We start from the raw sequence: 19,894 nt of genomic DNA, 5'->3' as shown, positions 1-19,894 counted from the left end.
TCGCAAACCTTGGTGCTAAACTGATATTGGGGGGAATTCATGTGAAGATAAAATCCTCAGAGCTTTATAAGCAGATTTACGATTTGGTTCTTGCCAAAATTGATCGTAAAGAATGGAAGGAACATGAGAAACTGCCTTCTGTAAGAAGAATGGCGGAGGAACTGAATGTAAATCGGTTGACTGTTCTAAGAGCTTATCAATTACTAAAAGAACATAAAAAGATATACGCAAAGGAAAAATCAGGGTACTTTGTTCAGCCTGAAGATCCATCTTTTTCTTTGAATGAATCTCAGCTGCCAGAAATCGCTGACTATCCTTATAGGAACCTGTTGTCATCGATCCATCAGGTGGCTGTTGACTATCAATTCTCTCAAGCCCTTATTGATCCGAATCTCCTGCCGAATTCTTATTTATCTGAATATGTCAAAAAGGTTTTTACCCTTTATCCCAAAGTGCTTGGCACTTATTCGACTGTTCAAGGGGATGAGGAATTGAGGACAGCCCTTTCAGACTACTTTTACAAGACGCACCATTTTTTTGCACCGATTGATGAGCTGTTAATTACTTCAGGTGCTCAACAGGCCATTGATCTCGTGGCAAAGGTTCTGCTTAGGGCGAATGATACAGTATTAGTTGAGAGGCCTACATACAGCTCAGCCATTGATATTTTCAGGCAATATGGTGCGCGTATTATTGGGATTGAGATTGGGCAGGGCGGTTACGATCTGAATCAGCTAGAACATATCTTAAAAAAAGATAAACCGCGGTTTTTCTATACAAATCCAACCTTCAATAATCCAACAGGCCACACCATTTCTGCTCTGCAAAGAAAACAGCTGGTGGAACTTGCAGAAAAGTATCAATGTGTCATCGTTGAAGATGATCCTTTCAGGGATATTTATTTTGATAAGGCTCCTCCATTCCCGATTTATTCGTATGATACCGATGGCTATGTTATCTATATCCGCAGCTTTAGTAAATACGTTTCACCTGGATTGCGTGTTGCAGCTGTAGCTTGCCGTCATCCGCTAATGAGCCACTTGATTACTTCAAAGTCACTCGCTGACAACGGGACGGCCCTTATTAATCAAAAAATGTTCCTGCACTATTTTTTCTCGGAACGAATGCAGATTCACTTGGAGAAATTGCGAACAGCTCTATTTTTAAGGAAAGAAGTAATGAGAAATGAACTGGCTGCAACGTCATGGAAATGGACAGATCCATCAGGAGGATTAAACTTGTGGGTGGAACTTCCAGAACAAATTTCAGTTGAAAAGCTCCTTGATGCCTGTTTGGAACAGTCCATTTCCTTCGTGCCGGGATCTATATGTGATCCAGATCAAGCCCTTAGATCGTGGATTAGACTGAGCTTTTCGTATGCAAACGAAATACAGCTGCAAACAGGCATGAAAAAACTAATGACGGTTGCTGAAACGATAAATAGTGATTCCGCATATCGACAATGATTTTAATTACAAGTTCAACTTATATAGCAAGATTTTATATGAAATCCCTATCAAAGTTTGCCATAATAAGAGAGTAGGAAGGGGGAACATCATGCTTCGATTATACGGGGCTTTAATTGGCCTTAGTTTGATATGGGGTTTATCGTTTGTTTTTATGAAGTGGTTGCTCCCGCCAGCGGGCATTTGGGGGATTGTGTTTCTCCGCTGTTTGGCGGGTGCTGCTGTTCTGCTTCCCGTTTTGTGGTGGAAGCGCAGGGAAATCAGCTGGAAATTGCCGTGGAAAGCACTGGTAGTTGTCGGAATCTTCAATTGCGTATTGGCATGGGGATTAATTCCTCTAAGTGAAACAGAGATTAACAGCAGCACGGCATCGATTCTTAATGCAACCACTCCGATCTGGACGGGGATCATCGGATTTATTATTTTTTCATATGTTCTAACCGCCCGCCAATGGATGGGCATTCTTATCGGTTTTTTCGGAATTCTAGTATTGATGGATTTTCAAGTCGGTCAGCTTTTCGGCAAGGAATTCATCGGGATTGGAACAATGCTGCTTGCGTCCACCTGTTACGGATTTGCCGGCCAATTTACGAAAAGATTTCTTTCTGGTACCGGAGTATTGGTCATAACGACATTTACGCTGCTCACGGGTGCCGTTATCGGTTTGATCGGGATGCTAATAACGGAGCCGATAAAGCCAGCAATGTTGATGGAACCGCTGACGATTTTCGCCATCGTCGGTCTTGGGTGCTTTGGTTCAGGGCTCGGCCAGCTGATCTATTTCTACATCAATAAAAATGGCAGTCCAGAGTTAGCGGCAACGGTTACATACCATATTCCTGCAACCGCTATGGTTTGGGGCTATGTCTTGCTTGGAGAAGCGATTACTCCTAATGTAATTATTGGCCTGCTGATTATTTTCGCTGGAGTTTATCTTTCTTCCAAGAAGTCAAAAGCGGAAAATGATGGCACAAACTCTTTATCCCGAAAACCAGGGGAATTTCGTCACGTAAAATAAGAGACCAAAACGAAATAGTCCCCAGGTAAAGGTTTTGTCTTTTCCTGGGGGCTTCCGTATAGGAACACATTAATAGTTTTACTTAATTCTGAATCAAATTTGCCAAAGTAGTGATTGATCGTCTTTGCCGCGACTTATTATAGCTAAAGAAAAGCTTGATAAAACTTTACGTTAGCAGCTTGTTCAATTGGACGAGATAATTTATTTTACTTATTACCAGATTATTGTTTCCGGTATAGCACCTTTAGGATAAGTATCTTCTACTATTTCTTTTTCTTCGAACATGTAATACCAAGTATCTGCCACATAAATTAGGTCTGTTTGAGTACCTAATTTCATCATTATACCTAATGATAAATGTCCCACATGGATACCTTTATCTGATAAATCAGCATGTAGAATAAGGTCCCTTTTAGGGTCTAAATCTGCAAGCTTTTTTTGTGTAATCAAAAATAACAGATTCCAGATAAAAGTAGTATAAACCATAAAGACTAATGTTATAATAGTAATAACAATTATAACTTTCTTTTGAAGGAGGAACGATTAATGGCTATTAGAAAATTAACCAAAGTTGGCAATAGCTTGGGTATTACGTTTCCAGTTGACATGTTGAAAACTGCAAATTTAGCTTTTGGAGACGAATTAGAGGTTGAGTTTAAGGGTGAAGAAATCATTTTAAGGAAAAATAAAAATGTAAAATTACCTAAAGGTGTAGATGCAGAATTTATGGAAATGTTATCAGACATTATTAAAGAACATGACGAAGCATTCAAGGGATTGGTGGATAGATAATATGACGTTGGATATTATCTATCTTTCCACGAATCAAATTATTGCTATCAATGCCATTCAAATAAAAGTGTATTCTCCTACTGAACAAATCGGAGTGAAAGATCCCGGTCTCCTTGATTCTGCAGTGAACAGACCCAGACAAACTGTTTTCGAGAATGATGCTTACCCATCTATTCATGAAAAGGCTGCAGCATTATTCGAATTCATTTCAAAAAATCATGCATTCCACAACGCAAACAAGAGGACAGCACTCGCTTCCCTTATTATGTTTCTGAAGATTAATCATTATCAATGGATAATGGGAATAGAAGAAGAACAGGATTTTGTTGTAGATGTCGTCAACCATAAATATGATTTTAAAGCTATCTCAAGAATCATCCAAGAAAACATAAAGGCTTTATAAGAGGTTTCGTTCATGGAGCATAATTTGTTTTTTATCGACGGCTGGTAGCAATTCATGCTGATGGTATACAATAAATGATTATTCAAAAAAAGGGGAACAAGTCAGAATATAAAACATGTACTAATTTAACGGATGTGAAGGAAGAAATTGATCGAGTTATTGAAGAATATAATGAACATCGTTATCAATGGGGGCTAAAGAAAATGGCCCCGGTACAATACCGGGACCACTTATTAGCCGCTTAGGCACTTTTTTATACTGTCCGTAAAATGGGGCACAGTTCAAAGAATTCCTTGCGGTCTTTTTATATCTTACTTTTTAGTTATCATTTCTTTACTCGAGATTTGCGTGTCGGCCATACATTTTATTGGTATCCAATCCCTTTTTATCCATGAACCTCAAAATGACACCATCGTAAAAAAGTAAGAGAGTTTGCTCAAATAGAGAGCCCATTGGTTGAATTGTTTGATAATCACCTTCTGACTGATCTTTAGGTGAACCAGGCAATTTTATTGCGATATCCGCCAATTTTCCAATGGTGGATTCAGGGAAAATTGTTGCAGTCGCAATGGTTCCACCGATACTTTTTGCTTTCTCAGCCATGGAAACCAAACTTTTTGTTTCTCCTGAACCGGTTCCGATGATCAAAATGTCGTCTTTTTCGAAGGTAGGGGTGACTGTTTCACCTATTACATACGCATCTATCCCCATGTGCATCATTCGCATGGCAAAGGATTTACCCATAAGCCCGGATCTTCCTGCACCCGCTACAAAAACTTTCTTTGATTCAAGAATCCCATTAACCAGTTTTTCAGCTTCTTCGTCAGCTATTAAGTCTACTGAACGATTTAGCTCTTTTATGATTTCAGCTAAATATTGAGAAGTATGCATGATGGATATTAGCCTTGTTTCACTAATTTTTGTATTTGGGCAGCTGTCCCTTTAATATCAGCTTGTCCAGTGATACCTCCACCAACAATGACAAGGTCAGGTTGTGCTTTAATGACTTCCGGAAGTGTATCTAATTTTATGCCGCCTGCTACAGCAGTTTTTGCATTTTTTACAACACGTTTAATGGTTTGAAGGTCCTCAAAAGAATTTTTTCCAACAGCTTGAAGATCGTAGCCAGTGTGCACACAGATGTAGTCGACGCCAAATGCATCCACTTCTTTAGCACGAGTTTCAAGATCTTTCACAGCGATCATATCAACAAGGATTTTTTTGCCTTGTTTTTTAGCTTCTTCAACAGCCCCTTTGATGGACATATCTTCAGCTGCACCAAGAATCGTGATGATATCAGCGCCAGCTTCGGATGCCTTCATCACTTCATAACCGGCTGCATCCATAATTTTTAGGTCAGCTAATACTTTCAAAGAAGGGAAAGCTTCTTTCATTTCTTTAACAGCCCTAAGCCCTTCATTAATAACCACAGGTGTACCGATTTCTACGATATCAACATATTCCTCCACTTGTTTAACCAATTCAATACCTTCTTGAATGTTTACTAAATCCAGTGCCAATTGTAATTCCATTTATTCTTCACTCCTAATAGTATGTTTTAGTTTGTTGCACAGTAAGTATGCCCCTCTGGCACTCAATCATTGCACCGCAAGAAATTCATATCGACTGTACAATGTATCGTATACTAAGTATAATATTTTTGTAAGTACGCACTTTAATTTTACATAGTGTTAAAAAGTATACTATGTGATTAAGGATTTATATTTGGAGGTGATTTGAATGACAAGGCTACAGAATAAAACATTCAATTGTGAGAAGGAATTGACCCTTTCTGTTATTGGGGGGAAATGGAAGATGCTTGTTTTATGGCACCTAGGCAAGCAGGGGACCAAGCGTTTTGGTGAACTGAAGGCTCTTATGCCGGGCATCACTCAAAGAATGCTCGTTAACCAGCTTCGAGAGCTGGAAGAAGATCTTATTGTTCATCGCGAAGTCTATCCAATTGTACCTCCCAAAGTGGAATACTCTCTGACAGAACAAGGAGAAAGCCTGATGCCGATTCTTGATTCGATGTATAATTGGGGCAAAAATTATATGGAGAATGTCGTTGGGGGCCAAGTAAAAAGAAAAGAGGATATCAATTAGAAAAACTATCCCTTCTTTCTTATTCAAAGATGTTTTCTCCTTTTTCTTTACCTTTATATGGTCACGTATCAAATTAAGGTAGAGAAAAGCACAACATTTAATAATCAGTTATTAAAAGCCAAGGTTAGCGATTTTTGTATAGTCGCTGACCTTGGCTTTTTCACATGCACCCGGCATTGGTGCAAATCTCTAGCCATGGTGGTGTACGGTTAGCTTAATGAAGGAGTGTCTACTCAGAGGGGAAAACCTTTTCGTTTCTAGGAATATTATACAAAGACCTAGTAATTGGTATACTTTATTACACTATGTAACTTTACTGATACTATTTAATTAAAAAGAGCGTACTTACAGCGATACCACCAGCAAAACGCGAATTTACAACGTTAAGGAAATACCAATATTAAAAGCTCAATTTCTCAGCATTAAATTGAGAAATTGGGCTTTTTTCCATACTGTAGATAATGCCTCGATTGTGGAAGATCAATAAATTTGAACAAAAAAGTGATTATTGATCTGCCGCATTTTTCACTGCTACGACTGCTTTGGCATAATCCGGATGACAATGACAAACGCTGTATAAGGAGGCTCTAATTATGTTCAGATTGATTGGGTCCGTAAATAGTATTCTGACTATATTTAGATAACTAACATGCTTGGTAGTAGGTATTAACTTCGATTGATATCCTTATAGGGGGAAATTCAAATTGACATATCGGGAATTAATGATATTATAAACATATGGATATCATAGAAATCTTTAAAGCATTGTCTAATGAAAAACGTTTGCAGATTTTGAAGTGGTTAAAAGAGCCTGAAAACTATTTTACCCTCCCTATTTCTGAAGGGGTTAGCTTTGAGAAAGAGGGTGTATGCGTATCACAGCTGCATCATAAGTTAAATGTAACACAATCAACGGTTTCTCAATATCTTACTATGTTACATCGGGCTGGGCTACTCGAAGCAACGCGTAAGGGGAAGTGGACATACTATAAGCGTAATGAAGAAGTTATTAAGGAAATAAGCAATTACATTGCGAAAGAGATTTGAGGATTAAAGTGAATTGCTTGAAGCAATTCACTTTAATCAATTAATATATATCTAGATTTCAGAATATGTAAATATGTTAGGCCATATATTTTTTTATTAAAATAAATCGTTAATTCGCGATGTATTAATTTATTATATACGCTTCTATGATTTCAGCGTTATTTAAGGAGCTGATTTATTAATTATAGTAAGGAAGAGATTTAGACAAATTTAGAAATGGTGTCAATAAGAATAAGGAAGAAGTATTCGCTTTTGTTTCCTATTGATCCAATACAATCCGTTGTTTAATAATATACTGAAATTCTAAGAGATGAAAAGGGAGAAAATTAAAATGAACAAATTTGAAAAACATAATTGAAGGTTGGCAGTGGTGGAATCCTGCTTCCACAGTATAGTGCATAAAAGGTGGCTACCTAGCTATTTTAATTACAATCACTTTTTCCCGGAAGAATAGAGGCAGGTGTCGGACGTTCACCTGGTAGAAATGAAACGAATCGGACAATGGACTTATTATCGACGCAATGAGGAAACCATTAAACAGTTTGAAAAGTATAGGCTTAAAAATATAACCTTTTAAGGAGGACCAAGAGTGAGTTTTCAAAATCATCGTGCCTATAACAGCATGTACCAGAAAGACAAAATGACACTCGGATTTATCCTCCCGACTGCCAGGATGTCTAAAAATCCGATTATGGAGAATCAGCTTGAGCTTGCCCGTAAAATTGAGGAATATGGCTTTGCTTCATTATGGCTCCGTGATATTACGATACAGAATTTGAATATTGATGATAACGGCCAAAAGTACGATTTATGGATTTATTTGACGTATCTTGCTGCCTATACGAAGCACATTGCGTTAGTGACAGGAAGTGTAGTTCTCCCTTTGCGCCACCCCGTCAGGGTAGCCAAGGAAGCTGCATCAATCGATCAATTGTTTCCAGGTCGATTGATTATGGGAGTGGCATCAGGGGACAGGGAAAAAGACTTTACAGCTTTAGGGATATCTAAGCAAGAAAGCGGTCCGTTATTTAAAGAAAATTTCGAAATTCTCGACCGGCTGTTAAAAGAGGATCAGCCGACAATCCACAGCCACGCCGGGCTAATCGATGGTACAGATATGAGGTTAATTCCAAAGCCTGTATCATCGATTCCGACCATGGTGACTGGATTTAGCAATCAGTCTATCAATTGGATAGCCAGGAATGGGGATGGGTGGCTTCAATACCCAAGAAGCATTATTCAACAGGCGCAGCTTATCCATGATTATCGTGCTTTAACTGAAGTGCATGCTCCAGGAGATTTTAAACCCTTCTCTCAAAGCTTGTTCATCAATTTATTGGAAAATCCCGATGAAATGCCTGTCCCCATACCCTTAGGCTATTCCGTGGGAAGAAACCGTTTAGTTGATCTACTTCATCGATTTCAAGCGATTGGTGTCAACCATTTGGCGTTTGTTCTGTATTTTTCCAAGCGCCCTCCAGAGGAAGTAATCCAGGAACTTGGAGAATTTGTTTTACCCTACTTTCCAACCCATAAAGGTACAGGCCAGCTTTAAAAAAATAAATTGTATAAAAGGAGGAAGAATTATGACAAAGAAAATAGAACTTTCAGTACTAGATCCCTCCCCAATTGTCGAGGGAGGATCAGCCGAACTTTCCCTTCAAAACACGCTTGATCTAGCAAAGAAAACAGAGCAGTGGGGATATAAACGGTTTTGGCTTGCTGAACATCATAATTGGGCAGGAATGGCGAGTTCAGCATCCCCGATCGTAATTGGACGAGTAGCCTCTGTCACGGAAGAAATTCGTATTGGATCAGGCGCAATGCTGCTTTCCCATTATTCTCCTCTTTCCGTGGCTGAGCAATTTGGAACATTAGAAACCTTCTTCCCTGGCCGGATCGACCTTGGATTGGGGCGGGCACCTGGCACCGACCAATATACAGCAAATGTATTGCGGCAGCGGGTTGCTGGTGAACCTGAATTTGATGCCCGGCTTGAGGAGCTTATCGCATATCTTTATGGTACAGGAACAGCCACTAAGAATGGTTCATTTAGCTTTCACGCCATTCCCGGCGAAAAAACAAATGTGCCAATTTGGCTGTTAGGTTCAGGGTTTTATAGTGCACAATTGGCTGGAATACTTGGGTTACCATTCTCTTTCGCGGGACATTTTGCTCCAGGTAACATGATGGAGGCCATAAAACTGTACCGGGATTATTTTCGTCCGTCTCAATTTTTGGAGGAGCCTTATGTACTGTTAGCCGTTCAAGTGGTGGCTGCTGATGAGAAACAGGAGGCACAAAGGCTTGCCACTTCGATGTATCAAAAATTTCTTTTGTTAACCCGCGGACAGCCTTCGCCCATTTTGCCACCTGTTGATAACATGGACGAGATTTGGAACGATAATGAACGCAGGGCGGTTGAAGAACAGCTTTTCACTTCCATCATCGGGGACCCTGCAGGTGTGAAGCAGCAGCTCCATGAGTTAATAGAAAAGACTGACGCTGATGAAATTATGGCTCATACAGAGATTTTTGATCATAAGGCACGGCTGCGCTCTTATGAAATTTTGGCTCAGGCTGCAGTAAATTAAACAGTGTCTAGTCTAATAAAGGATGTATTTTCTGCAGATATTAAATCAGTTAAATTAATGTGATTTAGATTGAAGCAGTAAAAGAAGACAAAGAAAACAACCTGTAAATTCTTTTATAGGTTTGAAACGGAATTTTTAAAGAAAGAAGATGAGCATATGCCTGATAATGATACAAAACAAATTACGGATATTCCATTCTCGGTCCTGGATCTCTCTCCAATTGCAGATGGAAGTACGCCGGCTGATTCTTTTCGCAATACTTTGGAGCTGGCCCGGCTCGCTGAAAAGCTGGGGTATAACCGATATTGGCTCGCTGAGCATCATAATATGCCATTTATCGCCAGCTCTGCAACATCGGTAGTCATTTCCCATGTTGCAGCAGGTACATCAAAAATCCGGGTAGGTTCAGGCGGCATTATGCTGCCGAATCATGCACCACTTGTTATTGCTGAGCAATTTGGTACTCTGGAATCATTATATCCAGGACGTATTGATCTTGGCTTGGGCCGTGCACCAGGCACTGATCAGCTTACCGCACGTGCATTAAGACGTGACTTGAGAAGTTCAGGAGAAGATTTCCCTGAGCAGCTGGCTGAGCTCCGGAATTACTTTGACCCTTCCCTGGCACAAGGATATAGTCATGTTAAAGCAATTCCGGGTGAGGGATTAAACATACCTATTTGGCTGTTAGGTTCAAGCGGATATAGTGCCCAGCTGGCAGGAGAGCTTGGACTGCCGTTTGCATTTGCGAGCCATTTCTCGCCGCATAACACACTGCCGGCTATCCAGCTGTACCGCCGTTCGTTTAAGCCTTCTAAAGTACTGGACAAGCCGCATGCAATGGTAGGGCTAAACATCATTGCGGCCGACACAGATCAAGAAGCTGAGCGGCTCGCTACAACATTGCAGCAGCAGTTCTTGAATTTGATGCGCGGGAAGGAAGTCCCATTGCAGCCGCCAGTGGATAATATTAATGATATAGCGAGCGACTATGAAATAGCTGCCCTTAAGAATCAATTAGGAACTTCGATTGTTGGCAGTCCTCAAATCGTAAAAGAAAAGCTGGAAAAGTTTATGGATGAAAGTCAAGCCGATGAAATCATGGCAATCGCCCAGGTTTACGATCATAAGGCCCGCCTCCATTCCTATGAAATATTGGCAGAAATTACTCAGCTAAAATAGGTCAAAACTGGCCGATCCTTATGGCAAGCTTTTAATGTATCTCTAAAAATTTTTTTTCATAGAATAAAAATGCTCGATCGTCAACCAATTGCTCCGAGTGCGGTAGCAGCGGTACGGGACGATGCCGTGGTACCTCGGGAAATGACAGCAGACGAAATCGATGAAATTATTAAAGCATTTGGTGAAGCAACCAGAAGAGCAATCGAAGCTGGGTATGATGGAGTTGAAATCCATGGTGCCAATACGTATTTGATTCAGCAATTCTTTTCTCCACACTCAAATCGCAGAACTGACAAGTTGGGTGGGTGGAACGCTGGAAAAACGTATGTCCTTCCCGCTTGCTGTAGTTGACGACGTTAAAAAAGCAGTTTTAGACCATGCAACAAAACCTTTTATCATCGGCTATCGGTTATCGCCTGAAGAAAGAGAGAATCCTGGCATCACCATGGAAGAAACGTTGGAATTAGTGGACAAGTTAGCGGACCAGGACCTGGATTATCTCCATAATTCTGTCGGCGGCTTTTGGAACGGATCAATCCGTGATGATAACATCAGACATCCCGAGTTGTTATGATCCATGAGCGTGTCGGCGATCATGTTCCTGTGATGGGTGTTGGGATGCTGCGGGCACCCGAAGAAGTGATGAAAGCATTTGAAACAGGTGTACCTTTAATCGCTTTAGGGAGGGAATTGATAATGGAACCTCAGTGGGTACAAAAAGTACAAGCCGGTGAAGAAAACAAAATCCGTACAACATTATCTAAAAAAGATCAAAAAGAACTGGCTATTTCTGATAAAATGTGGGAGTACTATACTGGCATCCCTGGCTGGCTTCCTATTGTATAAGGAGTTCACTTATCTCATTCCATCTCTGCTTCCTTGAATTGTTCAACAAAAAATGGGAATCGTGATGATAATTGTCCTTGCTCAGCATGTATAAGAATATACCTTATACTAAACAAGACGGAACATTTTAGAGGGAAACCATCTTAGTGGTTTCCCTCCTTTATTGAGTATTGGAGCAGAAATTCAGCCATAGTTCATTTGTTTATGACTAGAAGTTATTATTAATATATAATCAACAGCCCATAGAAAGGATTGGATCTAAAGTGAACCTGGGATTAAAAGATAAAACGGCACTCGTGACAGGCGGCAGTAAAGGTATTGGAAAAGCATTGCAGTAGAGAGGTGCATCGAACTTTATGTTCGTTTTCTCTTCCAGCAACCCCTAAATAATGCATTAAACGGATGGTGTGATTCAGGATCCATTGCAGTATGGCAGGGTAATATCCCTAAAGCTTAATAAAACCAGTACACAAACATTTTTATTATATTGAATTGTCCATTTTACCTCAGCGAGAACCAACAACGTATTTACTCATTTTTTTTCAAATGTAAATACTGATTTACTTCCTGATAAAAAATACTTAATTTCCTCTAACAGTATTTCCGTTTTGATAGCAATCTGAATGGGCTCATCCAATTCTTTATCAAGTCATACGACTGGGTTATTTGTCTGAAGTAACAAAACTATTTCTCCTGAGGTAATAACAACATCCTGGCAATGCCGTAGAACCATCGATTTTCCATCTTAAGCTTAAATTGGAGAAAAAGTACCCCTTATCATTTATAAGGCTATTAATAAAAGTTAGGATTTGTTCTTTAAATGAGTTCGTTTATTTTATAGTTTGGGTATGTTTTACATAATAGATTGCGAAAAAAATGGGGGGATAATATGATTAGAATTATCTTAGCAATAGCTGTTATTGTTCTATCAAGTTATAGTTTAATAACTGAATCTAAACCGAGTTAATGCCGTATTGTATGTTTTTCTTAGGGACACTTATATTGGAAATAGGTTTAGCAGAACTTCAAAAAGACAGAAAAGGCTTTGTGGGATATATGAGCATTGTTATCTCTTTATTTGTTTTATTTGTTTCCATACAGGATTTCTTAATGCACTAAAAGGTGCTTTAATTCAATAAGAAAGGTTGCTGAGGTAGTCTTTTTATTATGGCACTAAAGGGGCAGGTTTGTTACAAGTGTAGTGTATTCGTACTGTATAGCTACATCGAATAACAATACTTTTAATCATTAGTATGTTATATTTAATTAGAGTTAAAATTAGAATTATATGGGGCACCTCCAGACTTCTCTTAGTCATCTTCCCTCTGTAATAGAAGAGAGACTAAGACGATATGTCCTTAGACCACATTAAAACAATGTTAGAAACCTTAAAACAGTATACTAACTGTGAAATAACATTAACTTTCAAAAACAAAAATGGTATACCGTTATTGTCTGTATGCTATGACAATAATTGTTATGAACTAACACATTTGGATACACAAATTATCGAAACCTGTGACGATATAGAATCTACTATCTCAGCTATTGATAAAGTTATGCAAGATAGTTCTAAAAAAACCTCTAATTAATAGAGGTTTTTTTGTTTCACAGTTTGTTTTGTCAGCTCTTTCTTTATGCTACTAACCGGGCATTTTTTAGTTGAAGATGAAAATGAATTGATTGATGTTGAATTAAATACTAAATACCCTCACTATAGTTTTTATACCGAGATGTAACTGCGGGGCAGGAACAAATATTTAGACAGTTGGTCAGAATATAGCCAATTAAAAAAAGAGTCGGCAAAGCGACCCACCTCTAAGATTCTCCGTGTTTAACTTAATAAGTATTTATTCAATGCTTGTTGTAAAGTTCCCAATGTTTGTGCTTTTTCATTTAATCTTATTCCTACGTTTATCATTTTTCTAACCACTTCAGCTCTTAACCCGGTAATCACGGTGGTACATCCCATTAATGAAGTGCCGTCAATAATCTTCATTAAATGATCAATTACTTCAGGCTCCATTTCCATAATTCCAGATAAGTCCATAATCAATGTTTGAATACGTAATTTTCCAATCTCTATTAAAACTTTTTCCTCGAGAATATTCGTTCGGTAAAGATCAACCGCACCAATTAAAGGTAAAATACATATAGTGGGTGTTATTGGTATTATAGGCACCGAAAGATTTTCAACCAATTCTTTTTGAGCCATTATCAATGAATCTTTGTATTGAGAATAGGTGATAAAAAAAACATTTAAAAACCTGTCTACTTGATTATTTACCTTTTTTTCTACCGAAAAAAATTCTTCAGTTAAAGCCTTATTCGTTACCTCATTATATTCTTGTAGGAACTTCCACAAGGTTCTTCGAATGGCTTGCACCCACTCTAATTTGAAAGATAATGGTATTGCGTGTGTCGCCCAAGCTATACCTTCTTGCTTAGCAAATGATTGAAGTTCTTGTTCTTTACCCTCAATAATGTATTGAATCAGACTATGGGCATTAGTTATCAGGTCAATATTACCGACCGTTAAAATTTCTTCGATTTTTTCTTTCACATTAGATGCTTCGTTTAATAATGAATCTTCAAAATCCTCTTTATTTTCTTGGATGAATTCCAGAAATTTATATGTATCTAGCGACCCCTTCATAATCTATTCCTCCTATTTTTTATATGCCAAAACTCCTATTACCCGGTTCTTTTAATTACTAAACACGTTTATACCATAAGCTTCTAATTTAAAGGGAAAATGGATGTATTTTTGTTAATTAATAATGTGAAGATTTCCAATTAAACTATTGGGTCGTGCGTTAGCTGAAGATTGGAGTTGTCTTTAAGGCAACTATTTTGTATGAAAATATATTCGTGAAAGGCCATACAAAATAAGCCCACCATATTCTAATTTTTTGAAGGACGTAAATGTACCATGTCGTTATATTAACTGGTTATGCAGTTTGTTGTTCAGATGGAGCGATTGTATAGCCTTTCTTTTTTAGGTATTCGATCATTTTCTTATGGCACTAAACCAGCTAATAGTTAGTCAACATTTTTCAATGAAAACTTAAAATATTTCATGCTATACTAAATTTGTGCATGCTAAATAACCTTCCAATGAACTATATTTGGAAAGTTTTGTGCTATTTAGTTATACTTTTAAACTAGGTTAGATCTTGGAAAGTCGAGTTATTTTGTAATAGTGCATAAATCCATTGTAGAAGCTTATTGGCACATGCTATCACAGCTACTTTAAAGGGCTTTCCTTCTTCACGTTTCTTATCATAGAACTCTCGTAATCTTTTGTTCCGAGGGATGATTTCATCTGTCGTTTTCTTCTTGCGACAATCACGAATGGCACAACGAACTGCCATATATAAGGCATGGCGTAGTCTACCAGAACCTCTTTTGGTAATCCGATTTACTGAGCCTTTAAATTTACCTGATTCAAAGATACTTGGATCAATTCCGGCAAATGCCACTAGTTTTTTAGGGTGATTAAACCGATCAATCTCTCCAATTTCAGAAATAATCGTTGTAGCGATTTTTTCACCGATACCAGGGATGGATTGGATAATCTTATATTCTTCAATTTCTTTTGCCAAAGCATTTATCTCTTCTTCCAATTTGGATAGGTGCTTTTGGTATTCTAGAAGCATTTTTATATACATCTCTAGGCTTAAAATGTGACTCTGATATAAAGTTCTCTGAAAAGGATTTCGAGCTGAGGCAGCCATAAGTTTCTCTGCCTGTGTATTCGCCCACTTTCTAGAACGACTTGGACAAAGTTCATTAATCCTATTTGCTACAGTTTCTTCATCGACTGCTGATATGTCTTCAGAAGTAGGGAATTCTAATAGAGTAAGCAAAGAAACAACCGAATACAAATCTCCAAAAACCCCTCTATATTCAGGAAATACTTGATCAAGAACAGCCTGAAACTGTAGTTTTGTTTGTACATAGATACCTGTTATATTTGCATGTTGTCTTGAAAGATTACGAAGATTTAAGAGTTGTATCCCTCGTTTTTTATAAGGCTCTAAATCCTCTTTATAGTACAGCTCGCAGAGGTGACGTGCATCGATTAAATCTGTCTTTACTTTCCGTAAACTAGAGCTCTTCGCACGATAAGAAATGAGTGGGTTAACGATAATTAATAAGTAACCTCTCTCCTCAAAATACTGTACAACGGGCGTATGATAATGCCCAGTAGACTCTAAAACGACCGGAGGTCGAATTCCTGTTACGTTTTCTATCTCTCTAAGATATTGGTGTAAGCTCTCTAGTCCTTCAATGGTATGTGCTACTTTAAAACTTCTTTTATAAGGCTTCTTCTTCTCCAAGAATGCTTGAACCTGACTTTCACCTTTCGCTACATCCAGACCAACTACTGGATTCATTTATTATCTCCTCCTAAAGAATATTGCCGGTACCCCTAAATCCTTCTTGTAGTATCATAGCTTCGCTTGTTATACGAGATCTAGTCCCAACCAGCCTAATCATGTTTCTACAAGTAGGGGGCGAACTGTTTAGTTGACGGGGTCCAAGCCCCACGGGCAGGAACGTTCTACCCCGGCTACCGTTATCATATATCGATAAAAAAATTGTTCAACCAGAAATAACTGGCTGACCTTTATAATACGATCGGGGCAGGATAGTTCAACAAGCATAGTGTATTCGAACTGTGACGTATTGCAGGATAATTTTATGTCTATTCCCCTATTTATTAACAAGTTTAAGAGAAAACATTTTAAAAAATACACAATTGTAATATAATCCTAAAATAGAAATTAGTTACCTAAAAAGGAGTATTCAAAATGTGCGAAATAAAAATGTATAGGGAGTTAGAATTAAATATAAAGAACCTAAGAAAATTACTTATAGAAACTGGTGTTAAGAAAGGTCTAAATCATCAGGAAACACTTAAATATAGTGAAAAGCTAGACAAGTTGATTCTTAAGCAATCCCTAATAAATAATTATTAAATACTTAAAGATTTACCAAACCTAGCAATCAATGATCTTTATCGAAAGAATTAACATTTTCATCCCCTCTTTATGTCGCAGTTAGTATCTGATGTGTAACATAATCCCTTTGAGGGCAATATATTATTACGAGCAAGGCAAATTAGTCACCACATTGCATCTCTACCAGCCGGCCTTGCTCTTTACTTCATTTCATAGACGTACTGTGCGGTTAAATATTTCTCAATTCTTCCTTAAAATCATCCAATTAATAAGTGAAGTCACCCTCTAAAGCGTGGCAGTGAGGAACCTCCTTAGGACTTATATCACAGTGTCCTACATGCAATGTAAATTTTCAGTAAAGGATTTATCACTCCTATTGTCGGTTAATGAGTGTCGATGATAAGATTAGTTCCTATTCTTAACATCTAGAAGTGAGGTAATGATTTGCATTTTCCAACCATCCAAATTAATACTAATGATATCCATATTGTTAAAAATAAAAGTCAATGTGAATGTGACATTGAATATGTTTCGTTTAATTTAAGACAGATTAAATTTAGACCCTTGTCAAAAGTGACTTGTACTACTTGCAAATCCATTCTGCATTTTAATGACAAGTTGTAATATGGAAAGGATATGATTATGACAGTTGAAAATATAAAAAATTTACTTACTGAACTATGCAACTTTGATAAAGTAAACATTACACAAACATTTTCAGTTAATGAAATTCGTATTCTACAAGTACGGTGTCTAACTGTAGATTCACACCATACTTTTGAATTGACTTATCCCGATAGTGGTCATGTGGATTTAATTAGTGATATAACTTATGCTGCTAAATTAATTGACAATATTATCTCTAAAAACACTCCTATCTAGGGGTGTTTTTATTATAAGTAACCTCTTTCACAATTTATAACACTAGATATTATTATGGTTATTGCCCTTTTCATAATTTTAATTATCAAGGTAACATTGATTTTTTATAGAAAAAGAGATGTGAATTAAGCGGTTTTAACACAGTTTGTGTCAACTCTACAATAAGTCTTAATGAACTAACAGGTGCGTTAGTTTATTAAGACAAATAAAAAATCTATTTCTTAATGTACAGGAAATCGATTTTTTGATAAGTGTATTTGAGACGCTTTAAAGGCTTGATGACAGGGTAGCTGTTCTAGTCCATAGGATTACTACCAATAAAAGTAAATTGATTCTATAAATTTGTGAAGTATTGGTGATAACTCCCTAAAATTCAAAAGGTGTTCTAAAAATATTCCCAATCAACGAAGTTTATTGGGAACTTTTTCAGTTCCTTTGTAATATTCTTCGAATAATGACCTGCTCTGAGGGTAATCTAACTATTGGTGATATTTCATTTTGTTGAAATTTCATTATCACATTAATAGGAGGAAAATATTAATGACACAACATCAGCACTCTCACAAAACAGGTGAATCAGTTATGGAAACAGGTCACTATATTGACGCGGATGGTGATCATGTTGAATTAACAGCAGGACAAAAATTTCCTAGTTGCCCTTCTTCAGGACAATCTACAAGTTGGAAACATGAACAATAAAAAATCGTTTTAAATAAAAGACAGCTTACGATTAAGTAAGTCTGTCTTTTTATGTAGATAGAAATACATTGAAATATAAATAAACAAAGATTAGTCCTAATGACATTTTTCTCATTTCATCTCTTACTCTTAACTCACTCTCTCCTACTTCCCCTCACACTCACTTATACTCGGGGTTTGTGTAGTAACGGAATGTATTTGATTAGGAATATTTTCAGAATACTTTTTGAATTCTACGGATTTTTCATCAATAATTCTCCAAATTTATAATTTATTTTTATTAATTCCATAATTTTTGCATATTTTTTTGTTACAGTTTTTTTGTAATAAACAGAGGGAGCATTCCTGTAGAGCGTTAATTATTAACTTTGAAAAAAATAGGGCTCCTCAGTAAGATATGAGTAAGACATCACTCTAACTCAAAACCTTAGGAGGAACCCTAATATGAATTTTAAAATGCAGGACAAACAAAATCAACTCATTGAACGAATTTCTGATCGACATCTCGTTGTTGGCGTGGATATCGCCCAACAATTTCACGTTGCTCGAGCTGTAAATTATCGAGGAATCGTGGTAGGTGATCCTCTTACTTTTGAAAATAACGAAGAAGGCTTTAACAGATTTCTAGAATGGATTAATAAACTAAAAGGTAAAAACAGCTTAGACACAACTATTGTCGGGATGGAACCTACAGGTCATTACTGGATTAATCTATCGAAATGGTTATCTAACGAAAAGGTTGATGTCGTAACAGTCAATCCTCACCTTGTAAAAAGAAATAAAGAAAATCGAGAGAACACTCAGTCCAAAAGTGATAAAAAAGACGCTCTCGTGATTGCGGATATGGTCAAGAATGGATACTATTCTTTTGTTCATGTGGCTTCAGAGTCTTTCGAAAAACTTCGAGTTCTTATGTCCCACCGTGACGTAATCGTAAAACGTCTCGTTAGTTCTATTAATCAATTAAATCGATGGGTAGATGTTGTCTTTCCTGAGCTACGACAAGTGTTTAAAGATGTGAAAGGAAAAGGGGCAATCGCAACTCTACGTTTGTTTCCGACACCAATCGAGTTACGATCGATGCAACCTCAAGATATTGTAGCCAAATGGAAATCGGTAATGAAGCGTCAGCCTGGGTTGAAAAAAGCTTATCAACTTATAGATTTAGCTAAACGCTCTATCGGATCCCACCAAGCACATGATGCTTACAAGCTACACTTAGAACAACTACTGGAAGAATATGATCTAGCTACAACGCAACTCGAAAGAGTGGAACAAGAAGTCACTAACGTGCTTCAACAAATTCCTTTCGCAAAGAAACTGTTGGCTATTAAAGGGATCAGTGATATCTCTTTAGCTGGAATTTTAGGGGAAGCTGGAGATTTAAGTGGATTCGCCCACGGTAATTCTCTCCTTCGTCATGCAGGGTTACATCTTTCCGAGGCGAGCTCTGGTAAATGGAAAGGTCAGATTGTCATTTCTAAACGTGGGAGATCCAGACTGCGGCGTTTCTTATACCTAGCGACGATGTGCCTTGTCATGAATAACCCTGAGTTTAAAGCGTTGCACGCTAATAATGTTAAGGTGAAAAAAATAAAGAAAATGAAATCAATTATGAAATTGGTTGGTAAACTGGCTCGAGTATTTGTAGGCATAGCCAAACGAAATGAATCTTATTCCCCAGAAAAATTACAACCTTTTTCAGCTCTAGCAGCCTAGTTTTTATTGAATAAATCTGCTTTACAGGTTCTCGAAGGGAACCTCACTTGAAAATAATTAATACTTTATTTTCAGCTTATCTTTTGTCGAATGTTTTCTTATTCGTAGGATTTCAAAGATGCACGGAGTACCAGATTTCTTGAACAAAAGGGCACCGACCCATTAGGTTAGCA

Annotated in this window: 20 protein-coding genes and 1 pseudogene; 16 read left to right on the top strand and 5 right to left on the bottom strand. The window is 37.6% G+C overall.

The features are described from left to right. The first annotated feature begins 35 nt into the window (after window positions 1-35). Both RE409_RS27905 and RE409_RS27900 read left to right on the top strand, forming a co-directional pair. Window positions 36-1,466: an aminotransferase-like domain-containing protein gene (locus RE409_RS27905; RefSeq protein WP_309559634.1), complete on the top strand. Its 1,431-nt coding sequence runs from the start codon at window positions 36-38 to the stop codon at window positions 1,464-1,466. 91 nt (window positions 1,467-1,557) lie between these two features. Then, complete coding sequence (locus RE409_RS27900; protein WP_309559510.1) at window positions 1,558-2,484, top strand: DMT family transporter; 927 nt, start codon at window positions 1,558-1,560, stop codon at window positions 2,482-2,484. A gap of 213 nt (window positions 2,485-2,697) precedes the next feature. Here RE409_RS27900 and RE409_RS27895 read toward each other — a convergent pair whose 3' ends face one another. Next, entirely contained in the window at window positions 2,698-2,934 is a 237-nt protein-coding gene (locus RE409_RS27895; RefSeq protein WP_201183800.1) for a dehydrogenase, read from the bottom strand. A gap of 96 nt (window positions 2,935-3,030) precedes the next feature. On the opposite strand from RE409_RS27895, the gene RE409_RS27890 reads away from it, so the two are divergent. The 3 genes from RE409_RS27890 to RE409_RS27880 all read left to right on the top strand — a co-directional run bounded on the left by RE409_RS27890 (window position 3,031) and on the right by RE409_RS27880 (window position 3,924). Beyond that, window positions 3,031-3,276, top strand: coding sequence for an AbrB/MazE/SpoVT family DNA-binding domain-containing protein (locus RE409_RS27890; protein ID WP_201183803.1), 246 nt, complete (start codon window positions 3,031-3,033; stop codon window positions 3,274-3,276). Window position 3,277: 1 nt separating this feature from the next. After that, the gene (locus RE409_RS27885) at window positions 3,278-3,679 is read left to right on the top strand and encodes a type II toxin-antitoxin system death-on-curing family toxin (protein WP_201225604.1); all 402 of its coding nucleotides are present in this window, start codon (window positions 3,278-3,280) and stop codon (window positions 3,677-3,679) included. A 74-nt stretch (window positions 3,680-3,753) separates the two neighbouring features. Then, complete coding sequence (locus tag RE409_RS27880) at window positions 3,754-3,924, top strand: IS3 family transposase (RefSeq protein ID WP_274606939.1); 171 nt, start codon at window positions 3,754-3,756, stop codon at window positions 3,922-3,924. An 88-nt stretch (window positions 3,925-4,012) separates the two neighbouring features. Here RE409_RS27880 and hxlB read toward each other — a convergent pair whose 3' ends face one another. Then, window positions 4,013-4,570 (bottom strand): 6-phospho-3-hexuloisomerase, encoded by a 558-nt coding sequence (gene hxlB / locus RE409_RS27875; RefSeq protein WP_201183808.1) that lies wholly within the window; start codon window positions 4,568-4,570, stop codon window positions 4,013-4,015. Between the two features lie 8 nt (window positions 4,571-4,578). After that, window positions 4,579-5,211 (bottom strand): 3-hexulose-6-phosphate synthase, encoded by a 633-nt coding sequence (gene hxlA, locus RE409_RS27870; protein WP_056519751.1) that lies wholly within the window; start codon window positions 5,209-5,211, stop codon window positions 4,579-4,581. A 208-nt stretch (window positions 5,212-5,419) separates the two neighbouring features. Here hxlA and RE409_RS27865 point away from each other — a divergent pair, with 208 nt between their 5' ends. The 7 genes and pseudogenes from RE409_RS27865 (at window position 5,420) to RE409_RS27835 (ending at window position 12,573) form a co-directional block, all read left to right on the top strand. Beyond that, window positions 5,420-5,785, top strand: coding sequence for a winged helix-turn-helix transcriptional regulator (locus RE409_RS27865; protein ID WP_201183811.1), 366 nt, complete (start codon window positions 5,420-5,422; stop codon window positions 5,783-5,785). Window positions 5,786-6,523: 738 nt separating this feature from the next. Further along, window positions 6,524-6,832: an ArsR/SmtB family transcription factor gene (locus RE409_RS27860; RefSeq protein WP_057219135.1), complete on the top strand. Its 309-nt coding sequence runs from the start codon at window positions 6,524-6,526 to the stop codon at window positions 6,830-6,832. Between the two features lie 589 nt (window positions 6,833-7,421). Next, window positions 7,422-8,387: a TIGR03571 family LLM class oxidoreductase gene (locus RE409_RS27855; protein ID WP_309559509.1), complete on the top strand. Its 966-nt coding sequence runs from the start codon at window positions 7,422-7,424 to the stop codon at window positions 8,385-8,387. A gap of 31 nt (window positions 8,388-8,418) precedes the next feature. Continuing rightward, window positions 8,419-9,426: an LLM class flavin-dependent oxidoreductase gene (locus tag RE409_RS27850; RefSeq protein ID WP_057219133.1), complete on the top strand. Its 1,008-nt coding sequence runs from the start codon at window positions 8,419-8,421 to the stop codon at window positions 9,424-9,426. Between the two features lie 156 nt (window positions 9,427-9,582). Next, window positions 9,583-10,608, top strand: coding sequence for an LLM class flavin-dependent oxidoreductase (locus tag RE409_RS27845; RefSeq protein WP_309559507.1), 1,026 nt, complete (start codon window positions 9,583-9,585; stop codon window positions 10,606-10,608). A gap of 75 nt (window positions 10,609-10,683) precedes the next feature. Next, window positions 10,684-11,454 (top strand): annotated as a pseudogene (locus RE409_RS27840) (NADH-dependent flavin oxidoreductase); the annotation flags it as partial. Window positions 11,455-12,420: 966 nt separating this feature from the next. Continuing rightward, on the top strand, window positions 12,421-12,573 hold the full coding sequence (locus RE409_RS27835; RefSeq protein ID WP_309559505.1) for a DUF3953 domain-containing protein: 153 nt from the start codon (window positions 12,421-12,423) through the stop codon (window positions 12,571-12,573). A gap of 715 nt (window positions 12,574-13,288) precedes the next feature. Here the strand turns inward: RE409_RS27835 and RE409_RS27830 are convergent. Both RE409_RS27830 and RE409_RS27825 read right to left on the bottom strand, forming a co-directional pair. Continuing rightward, window positions 13,289-14,110 carry an STAS domain-containing protein gene (locus RE409_RS27830; protein ID WP_201183539.1) on the bottom strand — a complete coding sequence of 274 codons (822 nt, stop codon included), beginning with the start codon at window positions 14,108-14,110 and terminating at the stop codon, window positions 13,289-13,291. A gap of 508 nt (window positions 14,111-14,618) precedes the next feature. Beyond that, window positions 14,619-15,854, bottom strand: a complete 1,236-nt coding sequence (locus tag RE409_RS27825) for an IS110 family RNA-guided transposase (RefSeq protein WP_309557757.1) — start codon at window positions 15,852-15,854, stop codon at window positions 14,619-14,621. 417 nt (window positions 15,855-16,271) lie between these two features. On the opposite strand from RE409_RS27825, the gene RE409_RS27820 reads away from it, so the two are divergent. The 4 genes from RE409_RS27820 to RE409_RS27805 all read left to right on the top strand — a co-directional run bounded on the left by RE409_RS27820 (window position 16,272) and on the right by RE409_RS27805 (window position 19,721). Beyond that, window positions 16,272-16,439: an aspartyl-phosphate phosphatase Spo0E family protein gene (locus RE409_RS27820; protein ID WP_309559503.1), complete on the top strand. Its 168-nt coding sequence runs from the start codon at window positions 16,272-16,274 to the stop codon at window positions 16,437-16,439. Between the two features lie 624 nt (window positions 16,440-17,063). After that, window positions 17,064-17,303 carry a hypothetical protein gene (locus RE409_RS27815; protein WP_309559502.1) on the top strand — a complete coding sequence of 80 codons (240 nt, stop codon included), beginning with the start codon at window positions 17,064-17,066 and terminating at the stop codon, window positions 17,301-17,303. A gap of 540 nt (window positions 17,304-17,843) precedes the next feature. Next, on the top strand, window positions 17,844-18,002 hold the full coding sequence (locus tag RE409_RS27810; RefSeq protein ID WP_157443972.1) for a hypothetical protein: 159 nt from the start codon (window positions 17,844-17,846) through the stop codon (window positions 18,000-18,002). A gap of 444 nt (window positions 18,003-18,446) precedes the next feature. After that, on the top strand, window positions 18,447-19,721 hold the full coding sequence (locus RE409_RS27805; protein ID WP_309559501.1) for an IS110 family RNA-guided transposase: 1,275 nt from the start codon (window positions 18,447-18,449) through the stop codon (window positions 19,719-19,721). Window positions 19,722-19,894 lie beyond the last annotated feature (173 nt).

Origin of the sequence: Peribacillus sp. R9-11, assembly GCF_031345095.1 — a bacterium.
GTDB classification, from domain to species: domain Bacteria; phylum Bacillota; class Bacilli; order Bacillales; family DSM-1321; genus Peribacillus; species Peribacillus butanolivorans.
This window is presented reverse-complemented; position numbering and strand designations above follow the sequence as displayed.

What these genes read in the sequence shown, in the direction of transcription:
- RE409_RS27845 (WP_309559507.1), top strand. Translation starts at nt 9,583, where the DNA reads ATGCCTGATAATGATACAAAACAAATTACGGATATTCCATTCTCGGTC.
- RE409_RS27805 (WP_309559501.1), top strand. Translation starts at nt 18,447, where the DNA reads ATGAATTTTAAAATGCAGGACAAACAAAATCAACTCATTGAACGAATT.
- hxlA (WP_056519751.1), bottom strand. Translation starts at nt 5,211, where the DNA reads ATGGAATTACAATTGGCACTGGATTTAGTAAACATTCAAGAAGGTATT.
- RE409_RS27810 (WP_157443972.1), top strand. Translation starts at nt 17,844, where the DNA reads ATGACACAACATCAGCACTCTCACAAAACAGGTGAATCAGTTATGGAA.
- RE409_RS27890 (WP_201183803.1), top strand. Translation starts at nt 3,031, where the DNA reads ATGGCTATTAGAAAATTAACCAAAGTTGGCAATAGCTTGGGTATTACG.
- RE409_RS27825 (WP_309557757.1), bottom strand. Translation starts at nt 15,854, where the DNA reads ATGAATCCAGTAGTTGGTCTGGATGTAGCGAAAGGTGAAAGTCAGGTT.
- RE409_RS27850 (WP_057219133.1), top strand. Translation starts at nt 8,419, where the DNA reads ATGACAAAGAAAATAGAACTTTCAGTACTAGATCCCTCCCCAATTGTC.
- RE409_RS27835 (WP_309559505.1), top strand. Translation starts at nt 12,421, where the DNA reads ATGCCGTATTGTATGTTTTTCTTAGGGACACTTATATTGGAAATAGGT.
- RE409_RS27880 (WP_274606939.1), top strand. Translation starts at nt 3,754, where the DNA reads ATGATTATTCAAAAAAAGGGGAACAAGTCAGAATATAAAACATGTACT.
- RE409_RS27830 (WP_201183539.1), bottom strand. Translation starts at nt 14,110, where the DNA reads ATGAAGGGGTCGCTAGATACATATAAATTTCTGGAATTCATCCAAGAA.
- RE409_RS27900 (WP_309559510.1), top strand. Translation starts at nt 1,558, where the DNA reads ATGCTTCGATTATACGGGGCTTTAATTGGCCTTAGTTTGATATGGGGT.
- RE409_RS27865 (WP_201183811.1), top strand. Translation starts at nt 5,420, where the DNA reads ATGACAAGGCTACAGAATAAAACATTCAATTGTGAGAAGGAATTGACC.
- RE409_RS27860 (WP_057219135.1), top strand. Translation starts at nt 6,524, where the DNA reads ATGGATATCATAGAAATCTTTAAAGCATTGTCTAATGAAAAACGTTTG.
- hxlB (WP_201183808.1), bottom strand. Translation starts at nt 4,570, where the DNA reads ATGCATACTTCTCAATATTTAGCTGAAATCATAAAAGAGCTAAATCGT.
- RE409_RS27820 (WP_309559503.1), top strand. Translation starts at nt 16,272, where the DNA reads ATGTGCGAAATAAAAATGTATAGGGAGTTAGAATTAAATATAAAGAAC.
- RE409_RS27885 (WP_201225604.1), top strand. Translation starts at nt 3,278, where the DNA reads ATGACGTTGGATATTATCTATCTTTCCACGAATCAAATTATTGCTATC.
- RE409_RS27815 (WP_309559502.1), top strand. Translation starts at nt 17,064, where the DNA reads ATGACAGTTGAAAATATAAAAAATTTACTTACTGAACTATGCAACTTT.